This window comes from Dietzia psychralcaliphila, from assembly GCF_003096095.1.
Lineage (GTDB): Bacteria > Actinomycetota > Actinomycetes > Mycobacteriales > Mycobacteriaceae > Dietzia > Dietzia psychralcaliphila.
The window spans coordinates 1,239,877-1,265,937 of the sequence record NZ_CP015453.1; the positions used below are offsets into that span (position 1 = coordinate 1,239,877).

The 26,061-nt window shown below is 71.0% G+C and carries 22 protein-coding genes and 1 pseudogene; 17 read left to right on the top strand and 6 right to left on the bottom strand.

The window, feature by feature from the left end:
- The first annotated feature begins 45 nt into the window (after positions 1-45).
- From catA to catC, 3 genes are all read left to right on the top strand, one after another.
- Positions 46-927 carry a catechol 1,2-dioxygenase gene (gene catA / locus A6048_RS05580; protein WP_107748158.1) on the top strand — a complete coding sequence of 294 codons (882 nt, stop codon included), beginning with the start codon at positions 46-48 and terminating at the stop codon, positions 925-927.
- A 136-nt stretch (positions 928-1,063) separates the two neighbouring features.
- A complete protein-coding gene (locus A6048_RS05585) occupies positions 1,064-2,185 on the top strand; it encodes a muconate/chloromuconate family cycloisomerase (RefSeq protein ID WP_107748159.1) in 1,122 nt (373 codons plus the stop codon).
- Positions 2,186-2,280: 95 nt separating this feature from the next.
- Positions 2,281-2,565, top strand: coding sequence for a muconolactone Delta-isomerase (gene catC / locus A6048_RS05590; RefSeq protein WP_107748160.1), 285 nt, complete (start codon positions 2,281-2,283; stop codon positions 2,563-2,565).
- A 130-nt stretch (positions 2,566-2,695) separates the two neighbouring features.
- On the opposite strand, the gene A6048_RS05595 is transcribed toward catC, so the two are convergent.
- From A6048_RS05595 to pcaD, 3 genes are all read right to left on the bottom strand, one after another.
- Complete coding sequence (locus tag A6048_RS05595) at positions 2,696-3,907, bottom strand: acetyl-CoA C-acetyltransferase (RefSeq protein WP_107748161.1); 1,212 nt, start codon at positions 3,905-3,907, stop codon at positions 2,696-2,698.
- 64 nt (positions 3,908-3,971) lie between these two features.
- Positions 3,972-4,850 (bottom strand): IclR family transcriptional regulator, encoded by an 879-nt coding sequence (locus tag A6048_RS05600; protein ID WP_107748162.1) that lies wholly within the window; start codon positions 4,848-4,850, stop codon positions 3,972-3,974.
- A complete protein-coding gene (gene pcaD, locus A6048_RS05605) occupies positions 4,847-5,629 on the bottom strand; it encodes a 3-oxoadipate enol-lactonase (protein WP_107748163.1) in 783 nt (260 codons plus the stop codon). The genes A6048_RS05600 and pcaD overlap by 4 nt, the downstream gene beginning before the upstream one ends.
- 129 nt (positions 5,630-5,758) lie before the next feature.
- Between pcaD and A6048_RS05610 the strand changes: the two genes are divergently transcribed.
- The 12 genes and pseudogenes from A6048_RS05610 (at position 5,759) to proB (ending at position 21,137) form a co-directional block, all read left to right on the top strand.
- On the top strand, positions 5,759-6,532 hold the full coding sequence (locus A6048_RS05610) for a CoA transferase subunit A (RefSeq protein WP_107748164.1): 774 nt from the start codon (positions 5,759-5,761) through the stop codon (positions 6,530-6,532).
- Positions 6,529-7,158, top strand: a complete 630-nt coding sequence (locus A6048_RS05615; RefSeq protein WP_107748165.1) for a 3-oxoacid CoA-transferase subunit B — start codon at positions 6,529-6,531, stop codon at positions 7,156-7,158. The genes A6048_RS05610 and A6048_RS05615 overlap by 4 nt, the downstream gene beginning before the upstream one ends.
- Positions 7,159-7,288: 130 nt before the next feature.
- Positions 7,289-8,280, top strand: a pseudogene (locus tag A6048_RS05620) (malate dehydrogenase).
- Positions 8,281-8,343: 63 nt separating this feature from the next.
- Positions 8,344-11,052, top strand: a complete 2,709-nt coding sequence (locus A6048_RS05625; protein WP_107748167.1) for a valine--tRNA ligase — start codon at positions 8,344-8,346, stop codon at positions 11,050-11,052.
- Complete coding sequence (folC, locus tag A6048_RS05630; protein ID WP_200837421.1) at positions 11,052-12,644, top strand: bifunctional tetrahydrofolate synthase/dihydrofolate synthase; 1,593 nt, start codon at positions 11,052-11,054, stop codon at positions 12,642-12,644. Before A6048_RS05625 ends, folC begins: the two co-directional genes overlap by 1 nt.
- The gene (locus A6048_RS05635; RefSeq protein WP_412523694.1) at positions 12,641-13,117 is read left to right on the top strand and encodes a DUF4233 domain-containing protein; all 477 of its coding nucleotides are present in this window, start codon (positions 12,641-12,643) and stop codon (positions 13,115-13,117) included. Before folC ends, A6048_RS05635 begins: the two co-directional genes overlap by 4 nt.
- Before the next feature lie 30 nt (positions 13,118-13,147).
- On the top strand, positions 13,148-13,558 hold the full coding sequence (gene ndk, locus A6048_RS05640; RefSeq protein WP_107748168.1) for a nucleoside-diphosphate kinase: 411 nt from the start codon (positions 13,148-13,150) through the stop codon (positions 13,556-13,558).
- 331 nt (positions 13,559-13,889) lie between these two features.
- Positions 13,890-17,567 carry a ribonuclease E/G gene (locus A6048_RS05645; protein ID WP_107748169.1) on the top strand — a complete coding sequence of 1,226 codons (3,678 nt, stop codon included), beginning with the start codon at positions 13,890-13,892 and terminating at the stop codon, positions 17,565-17,567.
- Positions 17,568-17,803: 236 nt separating this feature from the next.
- The gene (gene rplU, locus A6048_RS05650) at positions 17,804-18,109 is read left to right on the top strand and encodes a 50S ribosomal protein L21 (RefSeq protein ID WP_017835684.1); all 306 of its coding nucleotides are present in this window, start codon (positions 17,804-17,806) and stop codon (positions 18,107-18,109) included.
- A 68-nt stretch (positions 18,110-18,177) separates the two neighbouring features.
- Positions 18,178-18,441, top strand: a complete 264-nt coding sequence (rpmA, locus tag A6048_RS05655; protein ID WP_107748170.1) for a 50S ribosomal protein L27 — start codon at positions 18,178-18,180, stop codon at positions 18,439-18,441.
- A 123-nt stretch (positions 18,442-18,564) separates the two neighbouring features.
- The gene (gene obgE, locus A6048_RS05660; protein WP_107748171.1) at positions 18,565-20,025 is read left to right on the top strand and encodes a GTPase ObgE; all 1,461 of its coding nucleotides are present in this window, start codon (positions 18,565-18,567) and stop codon (positions 20,023-20,025) included.
- Positions 20,022-21,137, top strand: a complete 1,116-nt coding sequence (gene proB, locus A6048_RS05665) for a glutamate 5-kinase (RefSeq protein WP_107748172.1) — start codon at positions 20,022-20,024, stop codon at positions 21,135-21,137. Before obgE ends, proB begins: the two co-directional genes overlap by 4 nt.
- On the opposite strand, the gene A6048_RS05670 is transcribed toward proB, so the two are convergent.
- The 3 genes from A6048_RS05670 to A6048_RS05680 are packed head-to-tail and all read right to left on the bottom strand — an operon-like array spanning position 21,134 to position 23,444.
- Positions 21,134-21,754 (bottom strand): carbonic anhydrase, encoded by a 621-nt coding sequence (locus A6048_RS05670; RefSeq protein ID WP_107748173.1) that lies wholly within the window; start codon positions 21,752-21,754, stop codon positions 21,134-21,136. The genes proB and A6048_RS05670 overlap by 4 nt on opposite strands.
- A 32-nt stretch (positions 21,755-21,786) precedes the next feature.
- The gene (locus A6048_RS05675) at positions 21,787-22,665 is read right to left on the bottom strand and encodes a Sir2 family NAD-dependent protein deacetylase (RefSeq protein ID WP_107748174.1); all 879 of its coding nucleotides are present in this window, start codon (positions 22,663-22,665) and stop codon (positions 21,787-21,789) included.
- On the bottom strand, positions 22,662-23,444 hold the full coding sequence (locus tag A6048_RS05680; RefSeq protein WP_107748441.1) for an MBL fold metallo-hydrolase: 783 nt from the start codon (positions 23,442-23,444) through the stop codon (positions 22,662-22,664). The genes A6048_RS05675 and A6048_RS05680 overlap by 4 nt, the downstream gene beginning before the upstream one ends.
- A 23-nt stretch (positions 23,445-23,467) precedes the next feature.
- On the opposite strand from A6048_RS05680, the gene A6048_RS05685 reads away from it, so the two are divergent.
- Entirely contained in the window at positions 23,468-24,199 is a 732-nt protein-coding gene (locus A6048_RS05685) for an AAA family ATPase (protein ID WP_235027414.1), read from the top strand.
- A 17-nt stretch (positions 24,200-24,216) separates the two neighbouring features.
- The gene (locus tag A6048_RS05690; RefSeq protein WP_235027413.1) at positions 24,217-26,037 is read left to right on the top strand and encodes an FAD-binding dehydrogenase; all 1,821 of its coding nucleotides are present in this window, start codon (positions 24,217-24,219) and stop codon (positions 26,035-26,037) included.
- Positions 26,038-26,061: the final 24 nt, after the last annotated feature.

Sequence of the window (26,061 nt, forward strand, 5' to 3'; positions counted from 1 at the left end):
CGTTCACCGGCCCGATCCAGTCCCCCCACTCACGCAGGGAGCGTCATGAGCACCACCGCAGTCCCCACCACCGCAGTCCCCACCGCCTCGGGCTCCGGCAGCGCCGCCACCGACAAGTTCAAGGGCCACCGGGTCAGCTCCGACACCTCGCCGGAGCGCGCCGCCGCCATCTACAAGGACGTGCTGACCAAGCTGTCCGAGGTCATCTACCAGCACGAGGTGACCTACGACGAGTACCGCGTCCTCAAGCAGTGGCTCATCAACGTCGGCGAGGGTGGCGAGTGGCCGCTGTGGCTCGACGTCTTCCTCGAGCACTTCGTCGAGGACTCCAACAGTCGGATCTTCACCGGTACCAAGGGCTCCATCGAGGGCCCGTACTACGTGCCGGACGCCCCGAACCTCGGCGCCAAGGGCACCATGCCGATGCGCGAGGACGAGAAGGGCACCCTCCTGGTGTTCAAGGGTCAGGTCCGTGACCTGGACGGCGCCGGCATCGAGGGCGCGACAGTCGAGCTCTGGCACGCCGATTCCGATGGCTACTACTCGCAGTTCGACGACGGCCTGGGTATCCCGGAGTGGAACCTGCGCGGCACCTTCTCCACCGATGTCGAGGGTGGGTTCGAGATCACCACGATCCAGCCCGCGCCCTACCAGATCCCGCACGACGGCCCGACCGGCGAGTTCATCGCCAGCTACGACGGCCACCCGTGGCGTCCGGCGCACCTGCACCTCAAGGTGACGGCCCCGGGCAAGCGGCTCATCACCACTCAGCTGTACTTCCAGGGTGGCGAGTGGGTCGAGGACGACGTCGCCGGCGCGGTCAAGCCCGAGCTGATCCTGGCCCCCGAGCCGGGCGCCGACGGCGTTGACGAGGTCGTCTACGACTTCGTGCTCGACCCGGTCTCCGAGGCCCGTTACGTCGCCTGATCACATCCGATCACCGGAAGCATCGTCCCCAGCCCCAGCCCCAGCCCCAGCCCCAGCCCCAGCCCCAGCCCCGGCCGCAACGAGCGGCCGGGGCGCCGGTGATCCCACCCAGCTCACAGCAAGTCGAGGACCGAACATGACCGACATGACCATCCGATCCGTCGAGACCCGCATCCTCGACGTCCCCCTCATCCGCCCCCACAAGTTCGCCACCACCACCGCGACCGAGCAGTCCATCCTCCTGGTGTCGGTGACCACGGCCGACGGGGTCGTCGGCTACGGCGAGGGCGTGACCCCGGGCGGCCCCTGGTGGGGCGGGGAGTCGGCCGAGACCATGCAGGTGCTGGTGGAGAAGTACCTCGCCCCCGTGGCCGTGGGCCGGCGCGTGGACGAGGTCCCGGCGGTCCTCGAGGCGATGGAGGGAGTGGTGGCCCGCGGTCGCTTCGCCAAGGCCGCACTCGAGATCGCCATGTTCGACGCATGGGCGCGCACTCTGGAGGTGCCGGTGCGGTCCCTTCTCGGCGGCGCCGTCCGCGACTCCATCGAGTGCACGTGGGCCCTGGGCGCCATGCCTCTCGAAGCGATGGTCGAGGAGATCGACGAACTCCTCGCCGCGGACCGCCACCGCACCTTCAAGCTCAAGATGGGGGCACTGGAACCGGCCGAGGACGTCGCGCGCATCTCCGCGCTCGCCGAGCGCCTGGGCGGCCGCGCCGGCCTGCGGGTGGACATCAACGCCCGGTGGGACCGGTTCGCCGCCAACGTCCACCTCCCCGCGCTGGTCGCGTCCGGGATCGAGCTGATCGAGCAGCCGACCCCGACGGAGCAGATCGAGGTGCTCGCCGAGCTCAATCGCACGCTGCCCGTCCAGATCATGGCCGACGAATCAGTGCAGTCCCCGCATGACGCCCTCGAGGTCGTGCGCCGCGACGCCGCGGGGGTCATCGCCGTCAAGACCACCAAGCTGGGTGGCCTGACCCGGAGCAAGGAGGTGGTGGCCATCTCGCGCTCGGCAGGCATCGCCTGTCATGCCGCGACCTCGCTGGAGGGGCCCATCGGAACCATGGCGTCACTGCACCTGGCGTGCGCCGAGCCGGGCTTCAACTACGGCTCCGAGCTGTTCGGTCCGCTGCTGTTGGCCGAGACATACGTGACCACGCCGATCAGGTACGAGGCCGGTCGGGTTCACCTCCCGGAAGGGCCGGGCCTGGGCGTGGAGATCGACCACGACGCGGTGGAGAAGTTCACCCGCCGCTGACCGCTGACCGCTGTCCCACTGCCCTGCTGACCGCTGACCTGCTGACCACTGACCTACCAACCACTGACCGTTGAGAAGTAGAGGAGACTACCGAGATGGCACTGTTCCACGTCCGCATGGACGTCAATATCCCCCGTGACCTCGATCCGCAGGTGCGCGAGGACACCGTCGCCCGCGAGAAGGCCTACAGTCAGGAGCTGCAGCGTTCAGGCACGTGGCGGGAGCTCTGGCGCATCGTCGGCCAGTATTCCAACATCAGCATCTTCGACGTCGAATCCGGCGACGAGCTGCACGAACTGCTCTCGGGCCTGCCGCTGTTCCCGTACATGGACATCGAGGTCATGGCGCTGACGCGGCACCCCTCGCGAGTCGACGACTGACGCTCCGTCCGACCGGGCTCGGACCGATGAGCGTCCGGCCCCTCACCGTTACGATCAACGTCAAGAGCGTTCCGCACACTTCCACTCGAGCAATGTGTGCGGAACGCTCTTGCCGATGCCGGGGAGCCCGTCAGACGCGCTCGAAGACGGCGGCCAGGCCCTGGCCGCCGCCGATGCACATCGTCTCCAGACCCCACTGCGCGTCGCGCCGCACCATCTCGTGCGAGAGGGTGGCGAGCATCCGGGCGCCGGTCGCGCCGACGGGGTGGCCCAGCGAGATTCCGGAGCCGTGGGGGTTGAGGCGGTGCGAGGCGGGGTCGATGTCCCACTCCCGCATGACGGCCAGCGCCTGGGCGGCGAAGGCCTCGTTGAGCTCGATCACGTCGATGTCCGCCAGCGTCATCCCGAGCCGGTCGAGCGCCTTGGCGGTGGCGGGGACCGGGCCGATCCCCATCGTCTCCGGGGCGACACCGGCCACGGCCCAGGACGCCACGCGCACGAGCGGGGTCAGCCCGAGCGAGGCGGCCTTGTCCGCCGTGGTGACCACACACATCGCGGCGCCGTCGTTCTGGCCCGAGGCGTTGCCGGCGGTGACGGTGGCCTCGGGATCGGTCCGGGCCATGATCGCCCGGAGGCCCGAGAGTGTCTCGACCGTGGTGTCGGCGCGGGGATGCTCGTCGGTGTCGACGACGAGGTCCCCGCCCCTGCGCTGCGGGACGGCGACGGGGACGATCTCCTCGGCGAACACACCGGACTCCTGGGCGGCCACCGCACGCTGGTGGGACTGCACGGCCAGTCGGTCCTGCTCCTCGCGGGTGATGCCGTACTCGCGGCGGAGGTTCTCGGCGGTCTCGATCATCCCGCCGTCGATCACGTGGGAGCGGCCACCGACCGTGGTGCGGGCGCGGCCGAGGCGGTCGATCAGCGAGACGCCGTCGCCCTTGATGCCCCAGCGGGGAGAGGGCGTGGCGTAGAACTCCACCTGGCTCATCGATTCGACGCCTCCGGCCACCACGAGGTCCACTCCGCCGGAGGCCACCTGCAGCGCGCCGGTGATCACCGCCTGGAGTCCGGAGCCACAGCGCCTGTCCAGTTGCATCCCGGGCACGTCGATGCCGAGCGGGGAGTCGAGGGCGGCGATCCGGCCGATGGCGGGACCCTCGCCACCGGGCGAGCCCTGGCCCAGGATCACGTCGTCGACGTCCGCCCCGGTCAGGCCGGTGCGCTCGACGAGCGCGGTGAGCAGGGAGGTCGCCAGGGTGTTCGCGTCCAGATCGCGGAACACGCCGCCGAAGCGGCCGACCGGGGTACGCAGGGGCTGGCAGATGACGACGTCGCGCATGGGTTCTCCTGGTGGTGGCTGGGGTGGGGAGCGTGGTGAGGGGAGGGGTCTCGGTCGGAACTGGTCAACGGTTGACGGTCGCCAGGTCCGCGGACAGGGCCCGGGCCGCGTCCACCACGACCGGGACGAGCTCGTCCCGGAGCTGGTCGATCGAATACCGGGCGGCGTGTGTGGAGACGTTAAGCGCGGCCACGACCCGCCCGTGGCGGTCGCGGACCGGGGCGGCCAGGGACCTCAGCCCCGGTTCGAGTTCCTGGTCCACCAGCGCCCACCCGCGGTCGGCGACCGCCGCCAGTTCGGCGCGCAGCCCGGCCGGCTCTCCGATCCCGTGCGGTGTGAGTACGCGTAGGTCGGTCGCCGCCAGGTGGGCATCCAGCTCCTCCGGGGGCAGGGCTGCGAGCAGGACCCTGCCCATCGAGGTGGCGAAGGCCGGGAAGCGGGTTCCGATGGTGATCCCGATGTTCATGATCCGACGCACCTGGACACGGCCCACATAGACGATGTCGTGACCGTCGAGGACGGCGATCGACGACGACTCGTCGAGCTGGGCGCTGAGCCGTTCGAGGTGCGGTTGGGCCAGATCGGTCAGTGGCATGGCCGAGAGGTAGCTGTAGCCGAGGTCGAGCACGCGGGGGGTGAGCCAGAACGCCGACCCGGCGGTGTCCACGTAGCCGAGCTCGACCAGTGTGTGGAGGAACCGACGCGCGGTCGCGCGGGTGAGCCCGGTGGTCCGGGCGACCTCACTGAGGGTCTGTCGGGGGTGGTCGGCGTCGAACGCGGTGATGACGGCGAGGCCGCGCGCGAGGGACTGGACGAAGTCCGGGGACGCCGGTCGTTCGGGTGTGGACCCTGCCCCTGACTCGGACCCGAAACCGGACCCGGAGCTGAGCCCGAGCCCAGACCGGGTCTCGTCGTCGGCGTGCTCGCGGTCCTCCGCGCTCACGCGGGCCCGGCCGAGGTCAGGTGCGCGCGCAGGACCTCGGAGACGCGCTCGGGCATCTCCACGGTGGGAACGTGGGCTGCGGGCGACAGGGTCACGAACTCGGCCCCCGGGATACCGTCCGCGAGCTCGCGGAGCACGTCGGGCGGCGTGGAGGGGTCCTCGTCTCCGGCCACCACGAGGGTGGGACAGGTGATCCGGCCGAGGTCGGCGCGTCCGTCCCACCCGGACAGGGCGTCGCAGGCCGCGGCATACCCCTCGTCGCTGGTCGCCAGGATCATCTCGCGGAGACCTGCCACCAGGGCGGGATCCTCCTCGGCGCGACCGGGGGTGATCCACCGCGCCACCACCGCGTCGGCGACGGCCCCGGTGCCGCCCTCGCGGACCGCGGTCGCGCGGTCGACCCATCCCGAGGGTTCGCCGAACTTCGCGGCCGTGCACAGCAGGGCCGTGGACCGGACCCGGGTGGGCTCGTGGACCGCGAGCCACTGGGCCACCGCACCTCCCAGGGAGAGCCCGACCACGTGGAAGCGGTCCACGCCGAGGGCGTCGAGCAGGGCGAGGACGTCGCCGCAGAGATCGGCGATCGTGCACGGCCCCGGAACCACGTCGGAGCCCCCGTGTCCACGGTGGTCGACGGCGATGACCGTGTGGTCCCGGGCCAGTTCGCGCACCTGGGCGTCCCACATCGACCGGTTCGATCCGAGTGATCCGAGGAGTACGACGGCAGGGGCATCCGCTAACTGCGGGCCGCTGACCTGGTGAGACAGGGTGGCGGGCATGGGGCGGTTCCTTTCCTGGGGGAGGCGGCCGGGTCCGGTCGGGCCCGGGTGACGTGCACCACGATACGCCGCAAGTGTACGCATAACGAACAGTTGTGCAAGAAGCGAACAGAGTCTACGGTGTGTGACATGACCAACAAGATCTTCTCGTCGGCCGCCGCAGCGGTCGCGGACATTCCGGACGGCGCCTCGCTCGCCGTCGGGGGGTTCGGTCTGGTCGGCATCCCCGCCGTCCTGATCGATGCACTCCTCGACCAGGGGGCCACCGACCTGAGCACCGTGAGCAACAACTGCGGTACGGACGGCTTCGGTCTCGGCACGCTCCTCGAGGCCCGACGCATCACCCGCACCACGGCCTCCTACGTGGGGGCCAACAAGGAGTTCGCCAGGCAGTACCTGAGCGGCGAGCTGGAGGTGGAGTTGACGCCGCAGGGCACGCTCGCCGAGCGGATGCGCTCCGGCGGAGCGGGCATCCCCGCCTTCTACACACCCGCCGGCGTCGGGACGATGGTCGCCGAGGGTGGACTCCCACTGCGCTACGACGGCGACGGGGGAGTGGCCGTGGCGTCCGACCCCAAGGAGGTGCGCGAGTTCGACGGAGTGCAGTACGTCCTCGAGCGCGCGATCGTCACCGATTTCGCCCTCGTCCACGCCCACCGTGCGGACACCGCGGGCAACCTCCAGTTCCGCGGCACCGCACGGAACTTCAACCCGGACGTCGCGATGGCCGGCCGCATCACCATCGTCCAGGCCGAGGAGATCGTCCCGGCGGGACGGATCGACCCGGCCGACGTCCACCTCCCCGGAATCTTCGTCCAGCGCCTCGTCGAGGTGGGACGTCAGGAGACCGGAGTCGAGATCGAGAAGCTGAGTAGCGGCAGGAACGGGGAGGACCGGTCATGAGCTGGACCCACGAGCAGATGGCGGCCCGGATCGCCGCGGACTTCGTCGACGGCCAGTACGTCAACCTGGGGATCGGGATGCCGACCCTCATCCCCGACGTCGTCCCCGGCGGTGTCGAGGTGACCCTGCACTCGGAGAACGGCATCCTCGGCGTGGGCCCGTACCCGACGCCCGAGCAGCTCGACCCGGAGATGATCAACGCCGGCAAGGAGACCATCACGGCAGCCGCCGGGGCGGCGTACTTCTCGTCGTCGGAGTCCTTCGCCATGATCCGGGGCGGAACGGTCGACGTGGCGGTGCTGGGCGCCATGCAGGTCTCACAGGCCGGGGACCTGTCCAACTGGATGATCCCGGGAGCGATGGTCAAGGGCATGGGCGGTGCCATGGACCTGGTCCACGGCGCCGGCCGGGTGATCGTGATGATGGACCACGTCACGCGCAAGGGGGACATCAAGCTCATGGCCGAGAACTCCCTGCCGTACACCGGCCGCCGGTGCGTTCAGCGCGTCGTCACCGACCTGTGTGTCCTCGACATCACCGCCGAGGGGTTCCGGCTCGTCGAACCGGCCCCGGACGTCACGATCGAGGAGATCCGCGCCAAGACGGGCGCCGAGGTCCACACCTAGCGGGACCGCACACCGCCGACTGGCCCCGGGGCGAACAACGGGTGTACGACGGTTCAGGCGATCAACCGGGGGTCGGTTTCTCACTACTGTGGGGACCGACCCCGTCGTCGCCTGAGGAAGGTCCCCACGCATGAGCACCTCCACCCCGGTCACCGTCACCGTCACCGGCGCCGCCGGAAAGATCGCCTACTCGTTGCTCTTCCGCCTGGCGTCCGGCCTGGTCTACGGCCCCGACACGCCGGTCCGCCTGCGGCTGCTCGACATCCCGTCCGCGGTCACCGCCGCCGAGGGCGTGGCGATGGAGATCGAGGACTGCGCCCTTCCCCTGGTCGACTCGATCGACATCACCGACGACGCGACCGCGGCGTTCGACGGCACCAACGCCGCGTTCCTCGTGGGGCCATGCCGCGGGGCAAGGGCATGGAGCGCTCCGACCTGTTGAGCGCGAACGGCGCCATCTTCCGCGACCAGGGGCGCTCGATCAACGCCGGCGCCGCGGACGACATCCGCGTGGTGGTGGTGGGCAACCCCGCCAACACGAACGCCTACATCGCGCACAAGCACGCCCCCGACGTCCCGGCCGGTCGGTTCACCGCCCTCATGCGGCTCGACCACAACCGGGCGCTGAGCCAGCTCGCCACCCGGCTGGGCGCCCCCGTCGCCGACCTCGACGGAGTGGTGGTCTGGGGCAACCACTCGGCCACCCAGTTCCCGGACGTCTCCTATCTCACCCGCGCCGGTGAGCCCGTGACCACCGGCCTCGAGCGGGACTGGTTGGCCGAGACCTTCATCCCCCGGGTCGCGAACCGGGGAGCGGAGATCATCTCCGTCCGCGGGTCGTCCTCCGCGGCGTCGGCGGCCGGCGCGGCGGTCGATCAGATGCGCGACTGGGTCCACGGGACCCCGGGGGAGAGCTGGACCACGGTGGCGCTTCCCTCCGAGGGGCAGTACGGCACCGTCCCGGGAGTGGTCACCGGACTGCCCTGCCGTAGCCGCGGTGCCGAGTGGGAGGTCGTGGAGGGTCTGGGGATCGATGACTTCCAGCGCGCCCGCATCGACGCCTCGGTGGCCGAGTTGATCTCCGAACGCGACGCCGTGCACGCCCTCGGCCTGACCGACTGACCCCGGGGGCGGGGCCCGGGCGGCGTATGTGGGGTCGCGGGCCCGACGGCCTACGATGGTCGGGTGACGACTGCAGCGACTCCCGGCCCCGAGACCGACCGTGCGGACTCCCTCCCCGCCTCCTGGAACCCCGGCGAGGTCGAGTCCGAGCTGTATCAGCGCTGGGTCGACGCCGGCTACTTCGAGGCAGACCCCTCCAGCGACAAGCCGGCGTACTCGGTGGTCCTGCCGCCGCCCAACGTCACCGGCAACCTCCACATGGGGCACGCGCTCGACCACACGCTCATGGACGTGCTCACGCGTCGCAAGCGCATGCAGGGGTTCGAGGTGCTGTGGCTGCCGGGTATGGACCACGCGGGAATCGCCACCCAGACTCTGGTGGACCGCAAGCTCGTCGCCGAGGGGATCGACCGGCACGAGATCGGACGCGAGGCCTTCATCGAGAAGGTCTGGGAGTGGAAGCGCGAGTCCGGCGGGACGATCGGTGAGCAGATGCGCCGGCTCGGCGACGGTGTGGACTGGTCACGCGAGCGGTTCACGCTCGACGAGGGCCTGTCCCGCGCCGTGCAGACCATCTTCGCCGAGCTCTACGGCCAGGGGCTGATCTACCGGGCCGAGCGCCTGGTCAACTGGTCGCCGACCCTGCAGACCGCGATCTCGGACATCGAGGTCAAGTACGCCGATGTCGAGGGCGAGCTGGTCAGCTTCCGCTACGGGTCCATGGACGACTCGCAGCCGCACCTGGTGGTGGCCACGACCCGGCTCGAGACGATGCTGGGCGACACGGCGATCGCCGTGCATCCCGGGGACGAGCGCTACGCCCACCTGGTGGGCACCGAGATCGAGCACCCGTTCCGCGAGGGCTGGACCATGCGGGTCGTGGCGGACGACCACGTGGACCCCGAGTTCGGCACGGGCGCCGTCAAGGTCACGCCCGCGCACGACCCCAACGACTTCGCGATCGGCCAGCGCCACGGGCTCGAGATGCCCACGATCATGGACGCGGCCGGCCGCATCGCCGACACGGGGACCCGCTACGACGGGATGGACCGGTTCGAGGCGCGCAGGGTGATCCGCGAGGACCTCGCCGCCCAGGGCCGGATCGTCAAGGAGGTGCGTCCGTACCTGCACTCCGTCGGCCACTCGGAGCGCTCCGGCGAGCCGATCGAGCCGCGACTGTCCCTGCAGTGGTGGGTCAGGGTCGAGGAGTTGGCCCGGATGGCCGGCGATGCCGTGCGCGACGGTGACACGGTGATCCACCCGAAGAGCCAGGAACCGCGCTGGTTCGACTGGGTCGACGACATGCACGACTGGTGCATCTCCCGCCAGCTGTGGTGGGGCCACCGCATCCCCATCTGGTACGGGCCCGACGGCGAGGTCGTCTGCGTGGGCGTCGACGAGCAGCCGCCCGCCGGGTACACGCAGGACACGGACGTGCTCGACACGTGGTTCTCCTCCGGACTGTGGCCGTTCTCGACCATGGGATGGCCCGACCGTACCGCCGACCTGGAGCGGTTCTACCCCACGTCCGTGCTGGTCACCGGCTACGACATCCTGTTCTTCTGGGTGGCCCGGATGATGATGTTCGGCACCTTCGTGGGCCGCACCCTCACCGGCGACAAGGCCACCCCGGGCCCCGTCCCGTTCACGGATGTGTTCCTCCACGGGCTCGTCCGCGACGAGCACGGTCAGAAGATGTCCAAGTCCAAGGGCAACGGCATCGACCCGCTGGACTGGGTGGACCGCTTCGGTGCCGACGCCCTGCGCTTCACCCTGGCCCGGGGCGCCAACCCGGGCGGCGACCTATCCGTGGGCGACGACGCCGCCCAGGCCTCGCGCAACTTCGCCACGAAGCTCTTCAACGCCACGCGCTTCGCGCTCATGAACGGCGCGAAGGTGGGCGAGCTCCCCGAGGCGTCCGCACTCACCGACGCCGACCGATGGATCCTCCACCGGCTCGGGGAGGTGCGACTGTCGGTCGACGACGCACTGGACCGCTACGAGTTCTCCAAGGCCTGCGAGACGCTCTACCACTTCGCGTGGGACGAGGTGTGCGACTGGTACCTGGAGCTCGCCAAGGTCCAGTTCGGGAACGACGACGAGGCGCGCAGCTCCGAGCGCGCCGAGCACACGCGGCTCGTGCTGGGACACGTCCTCGACGTGGTGCTGCGGATGCTGCACCCCGTCATCCCGTTCGTCACCGAGGTGCTGTGGACGGGCCTGACCGGACGCGACTCCGTGGTGATCGCCGACTGGCCCTCCGACGTGGTCCCGGCAGAGGGCGCCGCAGAGTCCGTGCGCCGGGTGGCCGACGCCCAGACCCTCGTCACCGAGATCCGCCGCTTCCGCTCCGACCAGGGCCTCAAGCCGGGCCAGCGGGTGCCCGCACGCGTCACCGGGGTCGACCAGGCGGACCTGCCCGCGGACCTGCTCGACCAGGTGGCCTCGCTCGCACGGTTCACCCGGGCCGAGGACGACTTCACCGCCACGGCCTCGCTGGAGGTCCGGCTGGGGTTGTCCACGGTGGGGGTCGAGATCGACACCTCGGGGACCATCGACCTGGCCGCCGAACGGCGCCGTCTGGAGAAGGACCTGGCATCCGCTCGGAAGGAACTGGAGACCACCGGGGCCAAGCTGGGCAACGAGGCGTTCCTGGGCAAGGCCCCCGACCACGTGGTGGACAAGATCCGTGCGCGCCGGGATCTCGCCGAGGCCGAGGTCGCCAGGATCTCCGCGCGACTCGAGGGCCTTCCGGCCGGGAGCAACGCCTGATGGCGGGCCATCGGTGGCTCGAGCCACATGACCCGAACGAGGGCTGGGACACTCCGACGGAGGAAGACGTCGCCGAGATGCTCGGTGAGGAGGGCCTGGTCTCCGGGGTCTCCCTCGGGGGGCCACTGCCCGGGGACGAGGACGGTGACGACCACCAGGAGCCGCGCCCGATCCCGGAGGTCGGCAGCCCCGAGTGGCAGGCCGACACCGCAGAGCTCGCGGTGGTCGAGGAGGAACTGGCCACCCGGTGGCCGGAGACCCGCCTCGAACCGAGCCTCGACCGGATCGCGGAGCTCACCTCCGTCCTCGGGGACCCGCAGCACGCCTACCCGGTCGTCCACGTGGCGGGGACCAACGGCAAGACCTCGGTCACCCGGATGGTCGACGCGCTCCTCCGGGCGCTGCACCAGCGCACCGGTCGCAACACGAGCCCGCACCTCCAGACAGTCACCGAGCGCATCGCCATCGACGGCGAGCCGGTAACCGCGCGTCTGTTCGTGGACACCTACCGCGAACTGCAGCCGTACCTGGAACTGGTCGACCAGCGCTCGGAGTCCGCTGGCGGACCGCGCATGAGCTACTTCGAGGTGATCACCGCGATGGCCTTCGCGGCCTTCGCCGACGCCCCCGTGGACGTGGCCGTGGTGGAGACCGGCATGGGCGGGACCTGGGACGCCACCAACGTGGTGCGGCCGGCCGTCGCCGTCGTCACCCCCATCGGCCTGGACCACACCGACTACCTGGGCGACGACCTGGCGACGATCGCGGGGGAGAAGGCGGGGATCATCCAGCCGGGAGCAGAGGACGAACTGTTGCCGCGGGACCCGATCGCCGTGATCGGTCGCCAGGAGCCCGAGGCGATGGAGGTACTGGTGCGTCGCGCGGTCGAGGTGGGCGCGGTGGTGGCCCGGCTCGGCTCGGAGTTCGACGTGGTCGAGCGCCGCCTCGCGGTGGGCGGTCAGCAGCTCACCCTTCGTGGACTCGGGGGCGAGTACCCGGAGGTGTTCCTGCCGCTGTTCGGTGAACACCAGGCCGAGAACGCCGCCACCGCGTTGGCCGCCGTCGAGGCGTTCTTCGGCGCGGGTCCCGAACGGTCGCTGGACCCCGAACTCATCCGCGCCGGATTCGCCGCCGTGGACAACCCCGGCCGGCTCGAGCGACTCAGCTCGAGCCCGACGGTCCTGGTGGACGCAGCGCACAACGGCCACGGCGGTCGAGCCCTTGCCGAGGCGGTCACCTCCGAGTTCGACTTCAAGAGGCTCGTCGCGGTGGTGGCCATGCTCGACGGCAAGGACGCCGACGCCTTCCTCGCGGCGATCGAGCCGGTGGTCGACGAGGTCGTCATCACCAGGACAGGGTCGCCGCGCGCGATGGCGCCGGGCGACCTCGCGCGCATCGCCGAGGACCGGTTCACCTCACAGCGGGTCCACGTGGTGGAGACCCTCCCCGACGCGATCAGTGCCGCGCTGGACCTTGTGGGTGTCCCAGACCCGACCGCCGACGACGACGTGTCCGGCGTCGGCGTGCTCGTCACGGGATCCGTGGTGACCGCCGGGGCTGCCCGCAGCCTGTTCGGAAAGGACGCACAGTGACCGACCCCGGCTCAGCCGAAGCCAGATCAGCCGACACCGGTTCCGCCGACACCAGATCAGCCGACACCGGTTCCGTCGATCCCGGGGCCACCGCGCACGAACCCTCGGTGGATCCGTGGAAGGGCCTGCGGGGGATCATGGCCGGAACACTGATCCTCGAGGCCATCGTCATCGGGTTGGTCCTCACGGTGATCGCCCGGGTCGACGACGGGGAGCACTTCCAGCCCTGGAAGGTGTGGTTCGTCAGCCTGCTCGCCGTGGCGATGGTCGTGGCCAGTGGTCTGCAGCGACGCCCCTGGGCGATCCCCCTGAACCTCACCCTCGCCGGGTTGGCCGTGGCGGGCTGGGCCGTGCACTGGTCGATGGGCGTCTGCGGCCTGATGTTCGCGGCGGTGTGGGCGTACATCCTGTATCTACGGCGGGACCTGTCCAAGCGGATGGCGGGCGGCTACCTACCCAGTCAGCACGACTGACTGGTACCGGGTACTTGTAGCATTGCGGCCGTGACCGAGAGAACCTTTTTCCTCATCAAGCCCGACGGCGTCCAGCGAGGCCTGACCGGGACCATTCTGGCGCGTATCGAGGCCAAGGGCCTCACGCTCGTGGCCATGGACATGCGCCGGGTGCCGCGGGAGACCGCGGCCGAGCACTACGCCGAGCACGCCGAGCGTCCGTTCTACGGTGACCTGCTCGAGTTCATCACCTCCGGGCCGGTCGTGGCCGGTGTCGTCGAGGGGCCGCGCGCGATCGCCGCATGGCGCCAGTTGGCCGGCGGAACCGACCCGGTGGAGAAGGCCGCCCCGGGCTCGATCCGGGGCGACTTCGGACTGGAGACCCAGTTCAACCTGGTGCACGGGTCGGATTCCGAGGAGTCCGCGGCACGTGAGATCGCCTTGTGGTTCCCCGGACTCTGATCCGAGTCGATCAGCAGCGATAGCGCTGAACGCGCCCGTCGGTCCCCGGACCGACGGGCGCGTTTCTCTCTCACCGAGCCCGCGCGGCGACGGATCGTCGGCGTATGTGGGAGAATGTCGGAAGCCCACATTCTTGGCGAGCGGACCTCCAGTTCGCCCCGGATCGGGCGCCCGCCATCCGCGGGCCGGATCACACCGGAGTCGCGGACCACAAGACATAGCCCCACCCGAGGTGGGGCCCAGATAGAAATGCCGACCCCGTGCGGCGGCGTGGGTCACCGGAGTCCTTCCGGTGACGTGATCGCGCCCGGAGTCCGGCCAGAGGAGACACGTGTCGGATTCGAACCTGACCATCGACGATCTCAATGCGCTTCCGGAGAAGATGCGCGCGCACGCGGCCGCCAAGGCCGTGGGGATGACCAGCAAGGAGTTCCTGGCCGCCATGGCCGGAATCGGCGTGGAGGTCAGGAGCGCCCAGTCCGGCGTGACGCGCGAGGTGCTGCTCACCTGGTTCGCCAGCCGTGGGGAGGGCGGCGCCCCCGCGTCGGAGGCTGCTCCCGCCGTGGACGACGCACCGGTGGAGAAGCCCTCCCGCACGTCCTCGGCAGAGAACGCCCCCGCCGAGAAGGCCCCCGCCAAGAAGGCCGCCGCGAAGAAGGCATCGGCCGAGAAGGCTCCGGCGAAGAAGGCTCCGGCGAAGAAGGCTGCAGCCGAGAAGCCCTCCCGCGAGACCTCGGCGGAGGAGCCCTCCCGCGAGTCGTCAGCCGAGGAGGCCCCAGCGAAGAAGGCCCCCGCCAGGAAGGCGCGCAAGGCCGCGGCGGAGAAGACGGCACCCGCCGCCGCGGACGGTCCCACCGCGGAACCCACGACCGGAAAGAAGTCCACGTCGCAGGCTCCGGTCCGTCGACCCCTTCCGGAGATGTCGATCGTGACCGGTGAGGTGGGCACCGCGGAGCCGGGCAACCGCCGCCGGTCCACCGCGACCCCCTCGTTCTCCCCGCTGTTCCTCTCTCCCGACGAGGCCGCCGCCAAGGCCGAGCGGGAGCGCCCCGCGCGCACGAAGTCCGGTGGACCCGAGACGTCGCGCACCGGACAAACCCGGACCGGGCAAACCCGGCCGGACCAGCCGAACGCCGGGACCACGGACGAGACGGGAACCCGGGGCGACTCCGACACCCCCGGGACGGCTGACATCCCCGGCACCGCCGACGCCCCGGAGACCACCGACGCCTCCAAGATCGCCGACGCCTCGGAGTCCACCGACACCAACGACGACCAGAACGACAACGGTGAGGGTGGTAGCCGTCGCCGCCGGCGTGGCCGTCGCGGCCGCGGGCGTGGCCGGGGCGAGAACTTCGACGACCAGAACGGCGAGGACGACGAGAACGACGCGTCGACGGACGACTCCGATGACGCCCGCGACGACACCTCCGGTGACCGCCGGGACCAGCGTTCCGGCGGCTCCGGCGGCGCTGACCGTCGTGACGACTCCGGCTCGGCGGACACGGCCGACGGGCGGTCCGAGTCGGGGGACGAGTCCTCCGAGGACGACTCCGACGACTCCGACGGGTCACCGTCCGGGTCGCGTCGGCGTCGCCGTCGTCGTCGTCGTGGTGGGGGTTCGGGCAACGACGACACCCAGGCCTCCGGCGACGACTCTCCCGACACCGAGGTCCAGGAGCAGCGCGAGCCGCGCCGTCGCCCCGCACGCGGGGGACAGAGCGCGGGCGCGGGTTCGAGCACCGGTACGTCCGCGGACGAGGTCCAGGGCATCACCGGCTCGACCCGGCTCGAGGCCAAGCGCCAGCGTCGCCGCGACGGGCGCGATGCCGGCCGCCGCCGTCAGCCCATCCTCTCCGAGTCGGAGTTCCTCGCACGCCGCGAGTCCGTCGACCGCGTGATGGTGGTCCGGGAGAAGCAGCGCGGCGACGGCAAGGGGATCATGACCCAGGTCGGCGTGCTCGAGGACAAGGTCCTGGTGGAGCACTTCGTCACCACCGAGTCCGCGCGCTCCATGGTGGGCAACGTCTACCTCGGCCGTGTGCAGAACGTGCTGCCGAGCATGGAGGCCGCGTTCGTCGACATCGGCCGCGGTCGCAACGGCGTCCTGTACGCCGGTGAGGTCAACTGGGAGGCTGCCGGGCTCGGCGGCAAGGCCCGGCGGATCGAACAGGCGCTCAGGCCCGGTGACATGGTCCTGGTGCAGGTCACCAAGGATCCCATCGGTCAGAAGGGCGCCCGCCTGACCACGCAGATCTCGCTGGCCGGCCGATTCCTCGTGTACGTGCCCGACGGGAACTCCACCGGCATCTCCCGCAAGCTCCCCGACACCGAGCGGCGCCGGCTCAAGGCGATCCTCAAGGACGTCGTCCCCGAGGGCTCGGGCGTGATCATCCGGACCGCGGCCGAGGGGGTCAGCGAGGAGGAGATCGGCCGGGACGTCGAACGACTGGCGGCCCAGTGGGCCGAGATCGCCGAGGCCTCCGCCAAGCGGACCTCCGCCGGCGCCGGCACCCCGGTGGCCCTGTACGAGGAGCCCGACCTGCTGGTCAAGGTGGTGCGGGACCTGTTCAACGAGGACTTCTCCTCACTGGTGATCCAGGGCGACACCTCCTGGGACACCGTTCACGACTACGTCTCGAAGGTCGCACCGGAGATGACCGAGCGCCTGGAGCGGTACGACAACCCCGACGTCGACGTGTTCGCCACCCACCGCGTGGACGAGCAGGTGGCCAAGGCGCTCGACCGCAAGGTGTGGCTGCCCTCCGGCGGCTCGCTGGTGATCGACCGCACCGAGGCCATGACGGTCATCGACGTCAACACCGGCAAGTACACCGGCTCGGGCGGCAACCTCGAGGAGACCGTCACCAAGAACAACCTCGAGGCGGCCGAGGAGATCGTCCGCCAGCTGCGCCTGCGCGACGTGGGCGGAATGGTGATCATCGACTTCATCGACATGGTCCTCGAGGCCAACCGCGACCTGGTCCTGCGCCGACTCACCGAGGCGCTGGGTCGCGACCGCACCCGGCACCAGGTCTCCGAGGTCACCTCGCTGGGTCTGGTCCAGCTCACCCGGAAGAAGTTGGGCACGGGCCTCGTCGAGGCGTTCTCCACGCCGTGCGAGCACTGCCAGGGCCGCGGACTGATCGTGCACGCCGACCCGGTCCACACCGAGTCGCACAACGCCGACGAGCCCGGTAACCGACGTGGCCGCAAGCGCGGCGGCAAGGGTGCGGAGTCGGATCAGCCCGATACCGCGACCCCCTCGTCATCCGCGCAGAAGCAGACGCCCAAGAAGGACGGGCCCGCACCGGCCGCGCATCCGGCCGCTCTCGCGATCTCCCGTCAGGAGGCCGCTCAGGCCGCCGCGGAGAAGGCGGCGCGTCCGGAGGTCGTCACCGCTGAACCGAGCGCACCGGCGACCACGGCATCGGCGACCGCCGCGGAACCGGACGCCCCGGCGTCCACCGTTTCCGCGGAGATCTCCGGCACCCCGGATTCCGAGGAATCGGATGCTGGAGTGGCAGAGTCCGCGGACGCCGCCGGCTCCCGTCCGGGTCGCCGCCGTCGACGCGCCACCCGCCGCCCGGCGGACGGGGCCATCGACCCGGTCGTCGCCGCGGAGGACGCGGCAGTGGCGGAGACGGCCGAGACGCCGGAGGACGAGGCCGCGGTCGTGGCGGAGGCGGCAGAGGCCGTGCAGACGGTCGAGGCCACCGAGCCGAGCGCGCAGGCGGTCCCGGACTCCGCCGCGGCAGGCGGAGGGTCGGACGCCGACGCACGGTCGGAGACGGCCGGACGACGTCCCCGCAGGCGGTCCACCCGACGCGAGGCAGGCGCCGCGGTCGCGCAGGCGACGGAGGGGGAGTCCGCGCCGGTGGCGGTGGTCCCCGTCGAGGCCGCCCCGCTCGCGGAGGCGCCCCCGGTCGTCGTCGCGGAGCCGCGTCAGCGACCGGCCCGGCGACGCGCGACCAGGTCCACGACCGCCCCCGAGGGCGGCGATCACTAGAGGTACGGGGCCCGGTGGCACGGTCGGTTTGACCTGCTGTGCCGCCGGGCCGTAACCTTGACAAGTCGCTCGTGGCGGCGCTATGTCGTCGCGCGAGAAGTCGCGGGCCGGGCCGTCAAGGCCGCGGGACCGGCGATCCTGGCCGACGAGAGTCGGCCGGCTAGAGAAAACACCGCACAGTAGTTGTGGACGTCCCAGCGGCGACCACACACCCGAGAAGCAAGGGGAAGCCCTCGATGTACGCGATCGTCAAGACCGGCGGCAAGCAGTACAAGGTCGCCGAAGGTGACCATGTCAAGGTCGAGAAGATCGAGGGTGAGGCCGGTACCTCCGTGTCCCTGTCCCCGATCCTCGTGGTCGACGGTTCGACCGTCACCTCCGCTGCCGACGCCCTGGCCAAGGTCTCCGTCTCCGGCGAGATCGTCGAGCAGACCAAGGGTCCGAAGATCCGGATCCACAAGTTCAAGAACAAGACCGGGTACCACAAGCGTCAGGGCCACCGTCAGAAGCTGACGGTGCTCAAGATCACCGGTATCAAGTAATCCACCACGGCCGCCAAGGCCACCAGCTCAGCGCCCTCGGGCGTCTTCCCTGAAGGAGGGGTTCGGACATGGCAAGTAAGAAGGGCGCATCCAGCACCCGTAACGGTCGTGACTCCAACGCGCAGCGTCTCGGCGTGAAGCGGTTCGGCGGCCAGGAAGTCAACGCCGGCGAGATCCTGATCCGCCAGCGTGGCACCAAGTTCCACCCGGGCGTGGGCGTCGGCCGTGGCGGCGACGACACGCTGTTCGCGCTGGCCGCCGGTGCGGTCGAGTTCGGTACCAAGCGCGGTCGCAAGACCGTCAACATCGTGCCGGTCGGCGTCGAGGCCTGACCCGGCACCACTGACGCGAGTCGCCCTCGGGGGCCGGGCGGGGTCTGATGACCCCACGCCCGGTCCCCGAGAGCATTTCCGCCACATCATGCACGTCCCACCACCAGCAGGAGGAGTCCGCATATGTCGAGATTCGTCGACCGCGTAGTGCTCCACCTCGCGGCGGGGGACGGTGGCCGCGGCTGCACGTCCGTACACCGGGAGAAGTTCAAGCCGCTCGGCGGCCCCGACGGGGGCAACGGCGGGAGCGGCGGGGACGTGGTGCTGGTGGTGGACCCCCAAGTCCACACCCTGCTCGACTTCCACTTCCGGCCCCATGCGCGCGCCGGCAGGGGAGAGCCCGGGATGGGCGCCAACCGGAACGGCGCCCAGGGCGGCGACCTCGTGCTGGCGGTCCCGCCCGGGACCGTCGTGCTGGACCAGAACGGTGAACTGCTGGCGGACCTGACCGGCGCCGGGACCCGCTTCGTGGCGGCCGAGGGCGGCAAGGGCGGGCTCGGCAACGCCGCGCTCGCCTCCAGGGCCCGCAAGGCACCGGGGTTCGCCCTGCTCGGTGAGCCCGGCGAGGTGCGCGACCTGACCCTCGAGCTCAAGTCCATGGCCGACGTCGGCCTGGTCGGGTTCCCCTCGGCGGGCAAGTCCTCGCTGGTGTCGGTGCTGTCCGCGGCCAAGCCCAAGATCGCCGACTACCCGTTCACCACACTGGTCCCCAATCTCGGCGTGGTCTCGGTGGGCGACGACACGTTCACCATCGCCGACGTGCCCGGGCTCATCCCCGGTGCCAGCGAGGGTCGGGGACTGGGCCTGGACTTCCTGCGCCACATCGAGCGCACGGCCGTCCTCGCCCACGTGGTGGACTGCGCGAGCCTCGAGTCCGACCGTGACCCCATCTCCGACGTCGACGCCCTCGAGGCGGAGCTCGCCGCCTATCAGCCCGAGCTCGCCGACGCCGGGCTGGGGGACCTGGCGGACCGGCCGCGGGTCGTGGTGCTCAACAAGATCGACGTGCCGGACGCCGCGGACATGGCCGAGATGGTCACCGCGCACTTCGAGGCCAAGGGCTGGCCCGTGTACGCGATCTCCGCTGTGGCGCACAAGGGTCTCGACGAACTGCGGTACGGGCTCTACGAGCTGATCAAGGCCCACCGTAAGGCGACCCCGCCGGCGGCGCCCGAGCGGATCGTCCTGCGGCCCAGGGCCGTCGACGTGGCGGAGTTCACGGTCCGTAAGGACCCCAACGAGGCCGGTGCCTTCGTGGTCTCGGGGTCCAAGCCCGAGCGCTGGATCCGCCAGACGGACTTCGGCAACGACGAGGCCGTCGGCTTCCTCGCCGACCGCCTGGCCAGGCTGGGCGTCGAGGACGCGCTCATCAAGGCCGGCGCCCAACAGGGTTGCACCGTCACCGTCGGCGACGTCTCCTTCGAGTGGGAGCCGCAGACCCCCGCCGGTGTGGACCTCATGCGCACGGGCCGCGGCACCGACATCCGGTTGGAGTCCGACGAGCGTGTGGGCGCCATCGAGCGCAAGTACCGCAAGCGGGTGCGCCGCGGACTGATCGACCCCGACGAGGAGATCCTGGAGTGACGGACGAACCGGAGCTGCGGCGCCGGATCGGCACGGCCCGCCGCGTGGTGGTCAAGATCGGCTCCTCCGCCATCACCAGCTTCGGTGGCGGAATCCGCCGGCCCCAACTCGACGCCCTGGCCGATGTCTGCCAGGCGCGCATGGCGGCGGGGTCGGACGTCTTCGTGGTCTCCTCCGGGGCGATCGGCGCGGGGATGTCCCCACTTGGGATGACCACCCGCCCCGCCACCCTGTCCGCCAAACAGGCTGCCGCCAGCGTGGGGCAGCTCGAACTGGCGCGGGCATGGGGCGACTCGTTCTCCCGATACGACCGCGTGGTGGGCCAGGTCCTGCTGACCGCGGGTGACATCGGGCGCCGGGAGAGCGCGGCCAACGCGCAGCGCACCCTGGATCGCCTCCGCACCCTCGGCGCGGTCCCGGTGATCAACGAGAACGACACGGTGGCCACCAACGAGATCCGCTTCGGGGACAACGACCGGCTGGCAGCGCTGGTGGCCCACCTCACCAGTGCCGATGCGTTGATCCTGCTCTCGGATGTGGATGCACTGTACGACTCCGATCCCCGCAAGGGCGACGCCACCGCGGTGACGATGGTGTCGGGCGCGGCCGATCTCGACGGGGTGGTGGCCGGCGCCGGCGGTGCCCTCGGGACCGGCGGGATGGCCTCCAAGCTCGCCGCGGCGCGCCTGGCCGCCGACGCGGGCATCCCGGTGCTGCTCACCGCAGCCGAGCGGGCTGCGGAGGCGCTGGCCGGTGAGCCTCGGGTGGGCACGGCGTTCGCGCCCCGGCCCGAGCGGATGACCGCGCGCCGGTTCTGGGTCCGCCACGCCGCCGACGCACGGGGCGCGGTGATCCTGGACGACGGCGCGGTGCGGGCCGTCACCGGATCCCGCCGGTCGCTGCTACTCGCCGGGGTGACCGGCGTCGACGGGCTGTTCCACTTCGGTGACGTGATCGAGATGCGTGATCCCGCCGGCGACACCGTCGCCCGGGGGATCGCCCAGTACGACTCGATCGAGGTTCGCGCCCGGCTGGCCGAGCGCGCGTCGGGGACCGGGACCACGGGCCAGGGGCGTCCACTCGTGCACGCCGATGACCTGGTGGCGCTCTAGAGCTCGATCCCGCCCTCGGTGTGGACCGGGGTGACCGTGCCCTCGGCGAGGTTGTACAGCGCCCCGACGATCGCGGTGCGTCCCTCGCGGATGGCGCGGTCCACTGCGGCGGATTTCTCGCGGATGGCGGTGACCGCCTGCCGGACGTTCTCGATCACCACGTCCTCGTACCCCGCCGCGGGATCGCGCCGGGCCTCGAACACGGCCGGGGCGATCCGCTCCACCACGTCACGCAGGTATCCCGACGGGGTGGTGTGGGTGTCGACGGCGTTGATCGCTGCGCCCACGGCTCCGCACGAGGTGTGACCGAGCACCAGGGTGAGCGGTATCCCGAGCACGTCCACACCGAACTCGATCGAGCCCAGGACCGACGGGTCCACGATGTGGCCGGCGTTGCGGATGACGAACAGGTCGCCGAGGCCCTGGTCGAGGACCACCTCGGCGGGCACGCGCGAGTCTGCGCAACCGAAGACCATTCCGAAGGGGTGCTGTTCGCCGGTCAGTTCGGCGCGCCGTGCAGGGTCCTGGTGGGCGTGCAGGCCGGCACCCTCCACGTAGCGGCGGTTTCCGTCGAGCAGTCGCTGGAGTACGGCGTCGGGGGTCAGGTCGGTGCTCATCCCTGCAGTCTGCCCCGCCGCCCGCCGGTCGCCTACAGGGCCTGGTCGGTGAGGGTCAGCACCTCCACGCAGTCGCCGTCGACCGTCAGCGTGGCCTCGGCGTGTGCCCGGGTGTGGCCGCGGTTGACCACGGCCACGGGGGTACCGGTGGTCACCGCGCGTCGCACGAACCGGTATCCGGACCGGACGGTGAGGGAGGAACCCACGACGACGACGAGGTCGGACTCGTCGACCAGGGCGTTGGCCTCGTGCACGCGGTGCGCGGGGACGTTCTCCCCGAAGTAGACGATGTCGGGCTTGAGCACGCCCGAGCAGCGGGGACAGTCGACCATGCGGAAGTCCGCGGTGTCGGCGAGGACCGCGTCGGCGTCCGGGGCGACCTCGATGGCCCCGCGTGTGGCCACCCGCTCCGCGAAGCCGGGGTTGAGACGGTCCAGGTCCTCGTGCAGGGCCCACCGGCTCTGACGCAGTCCGCAGTCGAGGCAGGTCACCACGGCGTAGCTGCCGTGCAGGTCCACGAGCCTGCGGCTGCCGGCCTTGAGGTGAAGCAGGTCCACGTTCTGGGTGATGACCCCGCTGATCAGCCCCCGGCGTTCCCAGTCGGCCAGGAGCGCGTGCGCCGCGTTGGGTCGGGCGGCCTCCATGTGGCGCCATCCCAGGTGGTTGCGGGCCCAGTAGTGGCGGCGGTACCCGGGGTCGCCGACGAACTGCTGGAAGGTCATCGGGGTCCGGGCGGGGGAGTCCGGGCCACGGTAGTCGGGGATACCGGAGGGGGTGGAGATCCCCGCCCCGGTCAGGACGGTGGCACGCCGGCCCCGGATGAGGTCGGCCAACGCGGCCGCCCGGGCGGGCAGGTCCGGGTCCGGGTCGGTGCGGGCGGCGGGCGTCCAGGCGGTGTCCCGGATCCTCATCCCGGGACGCCTCCCGGGCCCGTCGGGTCGTGGGCGCACACCACCCGGAGGTCCCCGCGGCGGCGCTCGGCCAGCGCCGCGAGGCGGGCGTGGGTCAGTTCCACAGCCGACGGGACCAGTGACAGGACGCGTTCCACGACCCCGATCGCCCTCGGGTGGCCGACCGACGGGTCGATCTGGCCGCGCAGGTAGAACGCGTCCCCGGCGTGCAGGACGTCTGTCTCGTCGGGATCCCCGGGGTCCCCCGGGACCAGGACCCCGGCATGCCCCACGGTGTGGCCGGGCAGATCCACCAGTGCCATCCCCTCGACCACGTGGTCCAGGGGATGCACCCGGAAGCCCTCCCACCTGTCGGTTCCGTACACGTACTCGGTGAACTCCGGTCCGTGCGACCACTGGGCGCGCCGGTAGCGACGCCGCTCGATCCAGCGCGGGGTGCGCACCGCCCACGTGAGTGCCTCGGCGGCCACGTGTACCTCCGCCCCGGGGAAGTCGGCGAGCCCGCCGATGTGGTCGAAGTCCATGTGGGTGAGCACGATGTGGCGCACCTCGCGGGGGTCGAACCCCATGGCCTCGATGCGCCGGTACGCGGTCTCGGAGGGGTCCAGGCGCGGGCGCATCGCGTGCCGCAACGGGCCCAGCCGGGCGGCGGGGTCGGCGATGTCCCGGAGCCCGATGCCGGTGTCCACCAGCACCAGCCCGGCCGGGGCCTCCACCAGCAGCACTCGGGTGGGGAGGCGTCCGGCGAACGTCCCGCAGTTCATCTGGTGGATCCGCATGTCGGCCACGGTACCGTGGCCGCGTGAGTCGAGATGGAGTGCTGGACCCGCGACCACTGGTTCGTGTCGCGGTGGACCCGGGCCTCGCCGGGGCCGCCGATACCTGGCCGTACTCGGTGCCCGCGGTGGGCGATCTGGTGCGCGACGGGTTCGAGCTGGACGACCTCACCGTCCTGGTGGGGGAGAACGGCTCCGGCAAGTCCACGATCGTCGAGGCCGTGGCCATGGCGTTCGGGTTGAACGCCGAGGGCGGGTCCACGGGCGCCCGGAACGCGACGTGGGCGTCGGAGTCCCCGTTGCACGAGGCGCTGCGCCTGGTGCGCGGGGGTGGGGCGCCGCGGTGGGGCTACTTCGTGCGGGCCGAGACCATGCACGGCCTGTTCACCTACCTGCAGTCCTCCGGGCCGGGGCAGAACTTCCACGCGCGCAGTCACGGCGAGGCGTTCTGGGACCTGGTGGACTCCTCCCGGTTCTCCGGCGGCGGGCTGTTCGTGTTGGACGAGCCCGAGGCGGGACTGTCCTTCGACGCCCAGCTCCGTCTGGTCGCGCTGCTGCTCGAGCTGGCCGATCGCCGGGGTGCGCAGGTCCTCATGGCCACCCACTCGCCGATCCTGGCCTCCGTGCCGGGGGCTGTGGTGTACGAGCTGTCGGACGACGGGATGCACCGCAGCCGCTGGGAGAATCTGGCGATGGTGGACCACCACCGCCGGTATCTCGCGGCCCCCGAGCTGTATCTGCGCCATCTGCTGGAGTGACCCGGCACACTGGACCCATGACCGATTCCGCGTCCCGTTCCGCCCGCACGTCCGGGGAGGCCCGGCCCGTCCACCCCGACTACCCGTCGTACGCCCCGCCGTCCACCTCGACCGCGGCCAATGCCGGGCCGCTCCCGGCACCCGAGCCCGGGTTCACGCCCGACGTCATCGTGGTGGGCCACGGCCTCGCGGGGCTGGTCGCCACCTACGAGGCGAGCCGGGCGGGCAAGAAGGTCCTGGTGGTGGACCAGGAGAACGAGAAGAACCTCGGCGGTCAGGCCTATTGGTCGCTCGGCGGCCTGTTCATGGTGGACACCCCCGAGCAGCGGCGCATCGGCGTCCATGACTCGCTGGACCTGGCGTGGCGGGACTGGCTCGGTTCGGCTGCGTTCGACCGACCCGAGGACCACTGGCCCCGGCGGTGGGCGCGGGCCTACGTGGAGTTCGCGGCGGGGGAGAAGCGCACGTATCTCAACGGGCTCGGGCTGAAGATCATCCCCACCGTCGGCTGGGCGGAGCGTGGCGGTGGGGACGTGGAGGGCCACGGCAACTCGGTCCCGCGGTTCCACGTCACGTGGGGCACCGGGCCCGAGGTCGTGCGCGTCTTCGAGGAGCCGGTGCGCACAGCGGCAGCCGAGGGGAGGGTGCGCTTCGCGGTGCGTCACCGCGTCGACGAGATCGTGGTCGAGGACGGCCGGGCGGTCGGCGTGCGAGGTGCCACCCTCGTCCCGTGCGATCTGGACCGGGGAGTGTCCTCCCCCCGCGAGGAGACGGGCCGGTTCGAGTTCCGGGGCGGCGCGGTGCTCGTGTCCTCTGGCGGGATCGGCGGCAACCCGGACCTCGTGCGCCAGTACTGGCCGTCGGACCGGCTCGGCGAAGCGCCCAGGGATCTCATCCTGGGGGTCCCTGAACACGTCGACGGTCGCATGCTCGAGATCTCGGGGACAGCCGGGGCGAACCTCATCAACCGCGACCGGATGTGGCACTACACCGAAGGAGTCGCCAACTTCGCGCCCATCTGGCCATCGCACGCCATCCGCATCATCCCGGGCCCGTCGACGCTCTGGTTGGACGCCACCGGCGCGCGGATGCCGGTGCCGCTGTTCCCGGGCTTCCACACCACCGCGTCCGTCGAGGCCATCCGCCGGACCGGGCACGACCACTCCTGGTTCATCCTGGACTCGGCCATCGCGGAGAAGGAGTTCGTGCTCTCGGGCTCCGAACAGAATCCGGAGATGACCGACAAGGTGGTCAAGAAGTTCCTGTCCCGCGCCAAGAAGGGACTGCCGCCGTCGGTCGGCGAGTTCGCCGAGAAGGGCGTGGACTGGGTGGTGGCCGACTCCCTGGAGGAGTTGGTGACGGGGATGAACGAGTTGGTCCGCGAGGGCGAACCCGAGCTCGATCTGGAGAAGGTGCGCGAGTTCGTCCTGGCGATGGATGGCCAGATGGACAACCCCTTCGCCAAGGACGCGCAGGTGCAGGCCATCCACAACTCACGCCGGGTGCTCACCGACAAGCTCACCCGCATCGCCAAGCCGCACAAGCTCCTCGCGGACTCCGGCGCGGGCAATGGCTCCGCCGCCGGCTCCGGTGGCCCGCTGATCGCGGTCAAGGTGCACCTCATGACCCGCAAGACCCTGGGCGGGATCGAGACCACGCTGGACTCCCAGTGTCTGCGCCCCGACGGCGAACCCTTCCCCGGCCTGTACGCGGCCGGTGAGGTCGCCGGCTTCGGTGGTGGAGGGGTCCACGGGTACAACTCCCTCGAGGGCACCTTCCTCGGCGGCTGCATCTTCTCGGGGATGAAGGCGGGCCGGGCGATGGCGAGGGAGGTCTGACCCACGCGAACTGCAGGAGCGCTC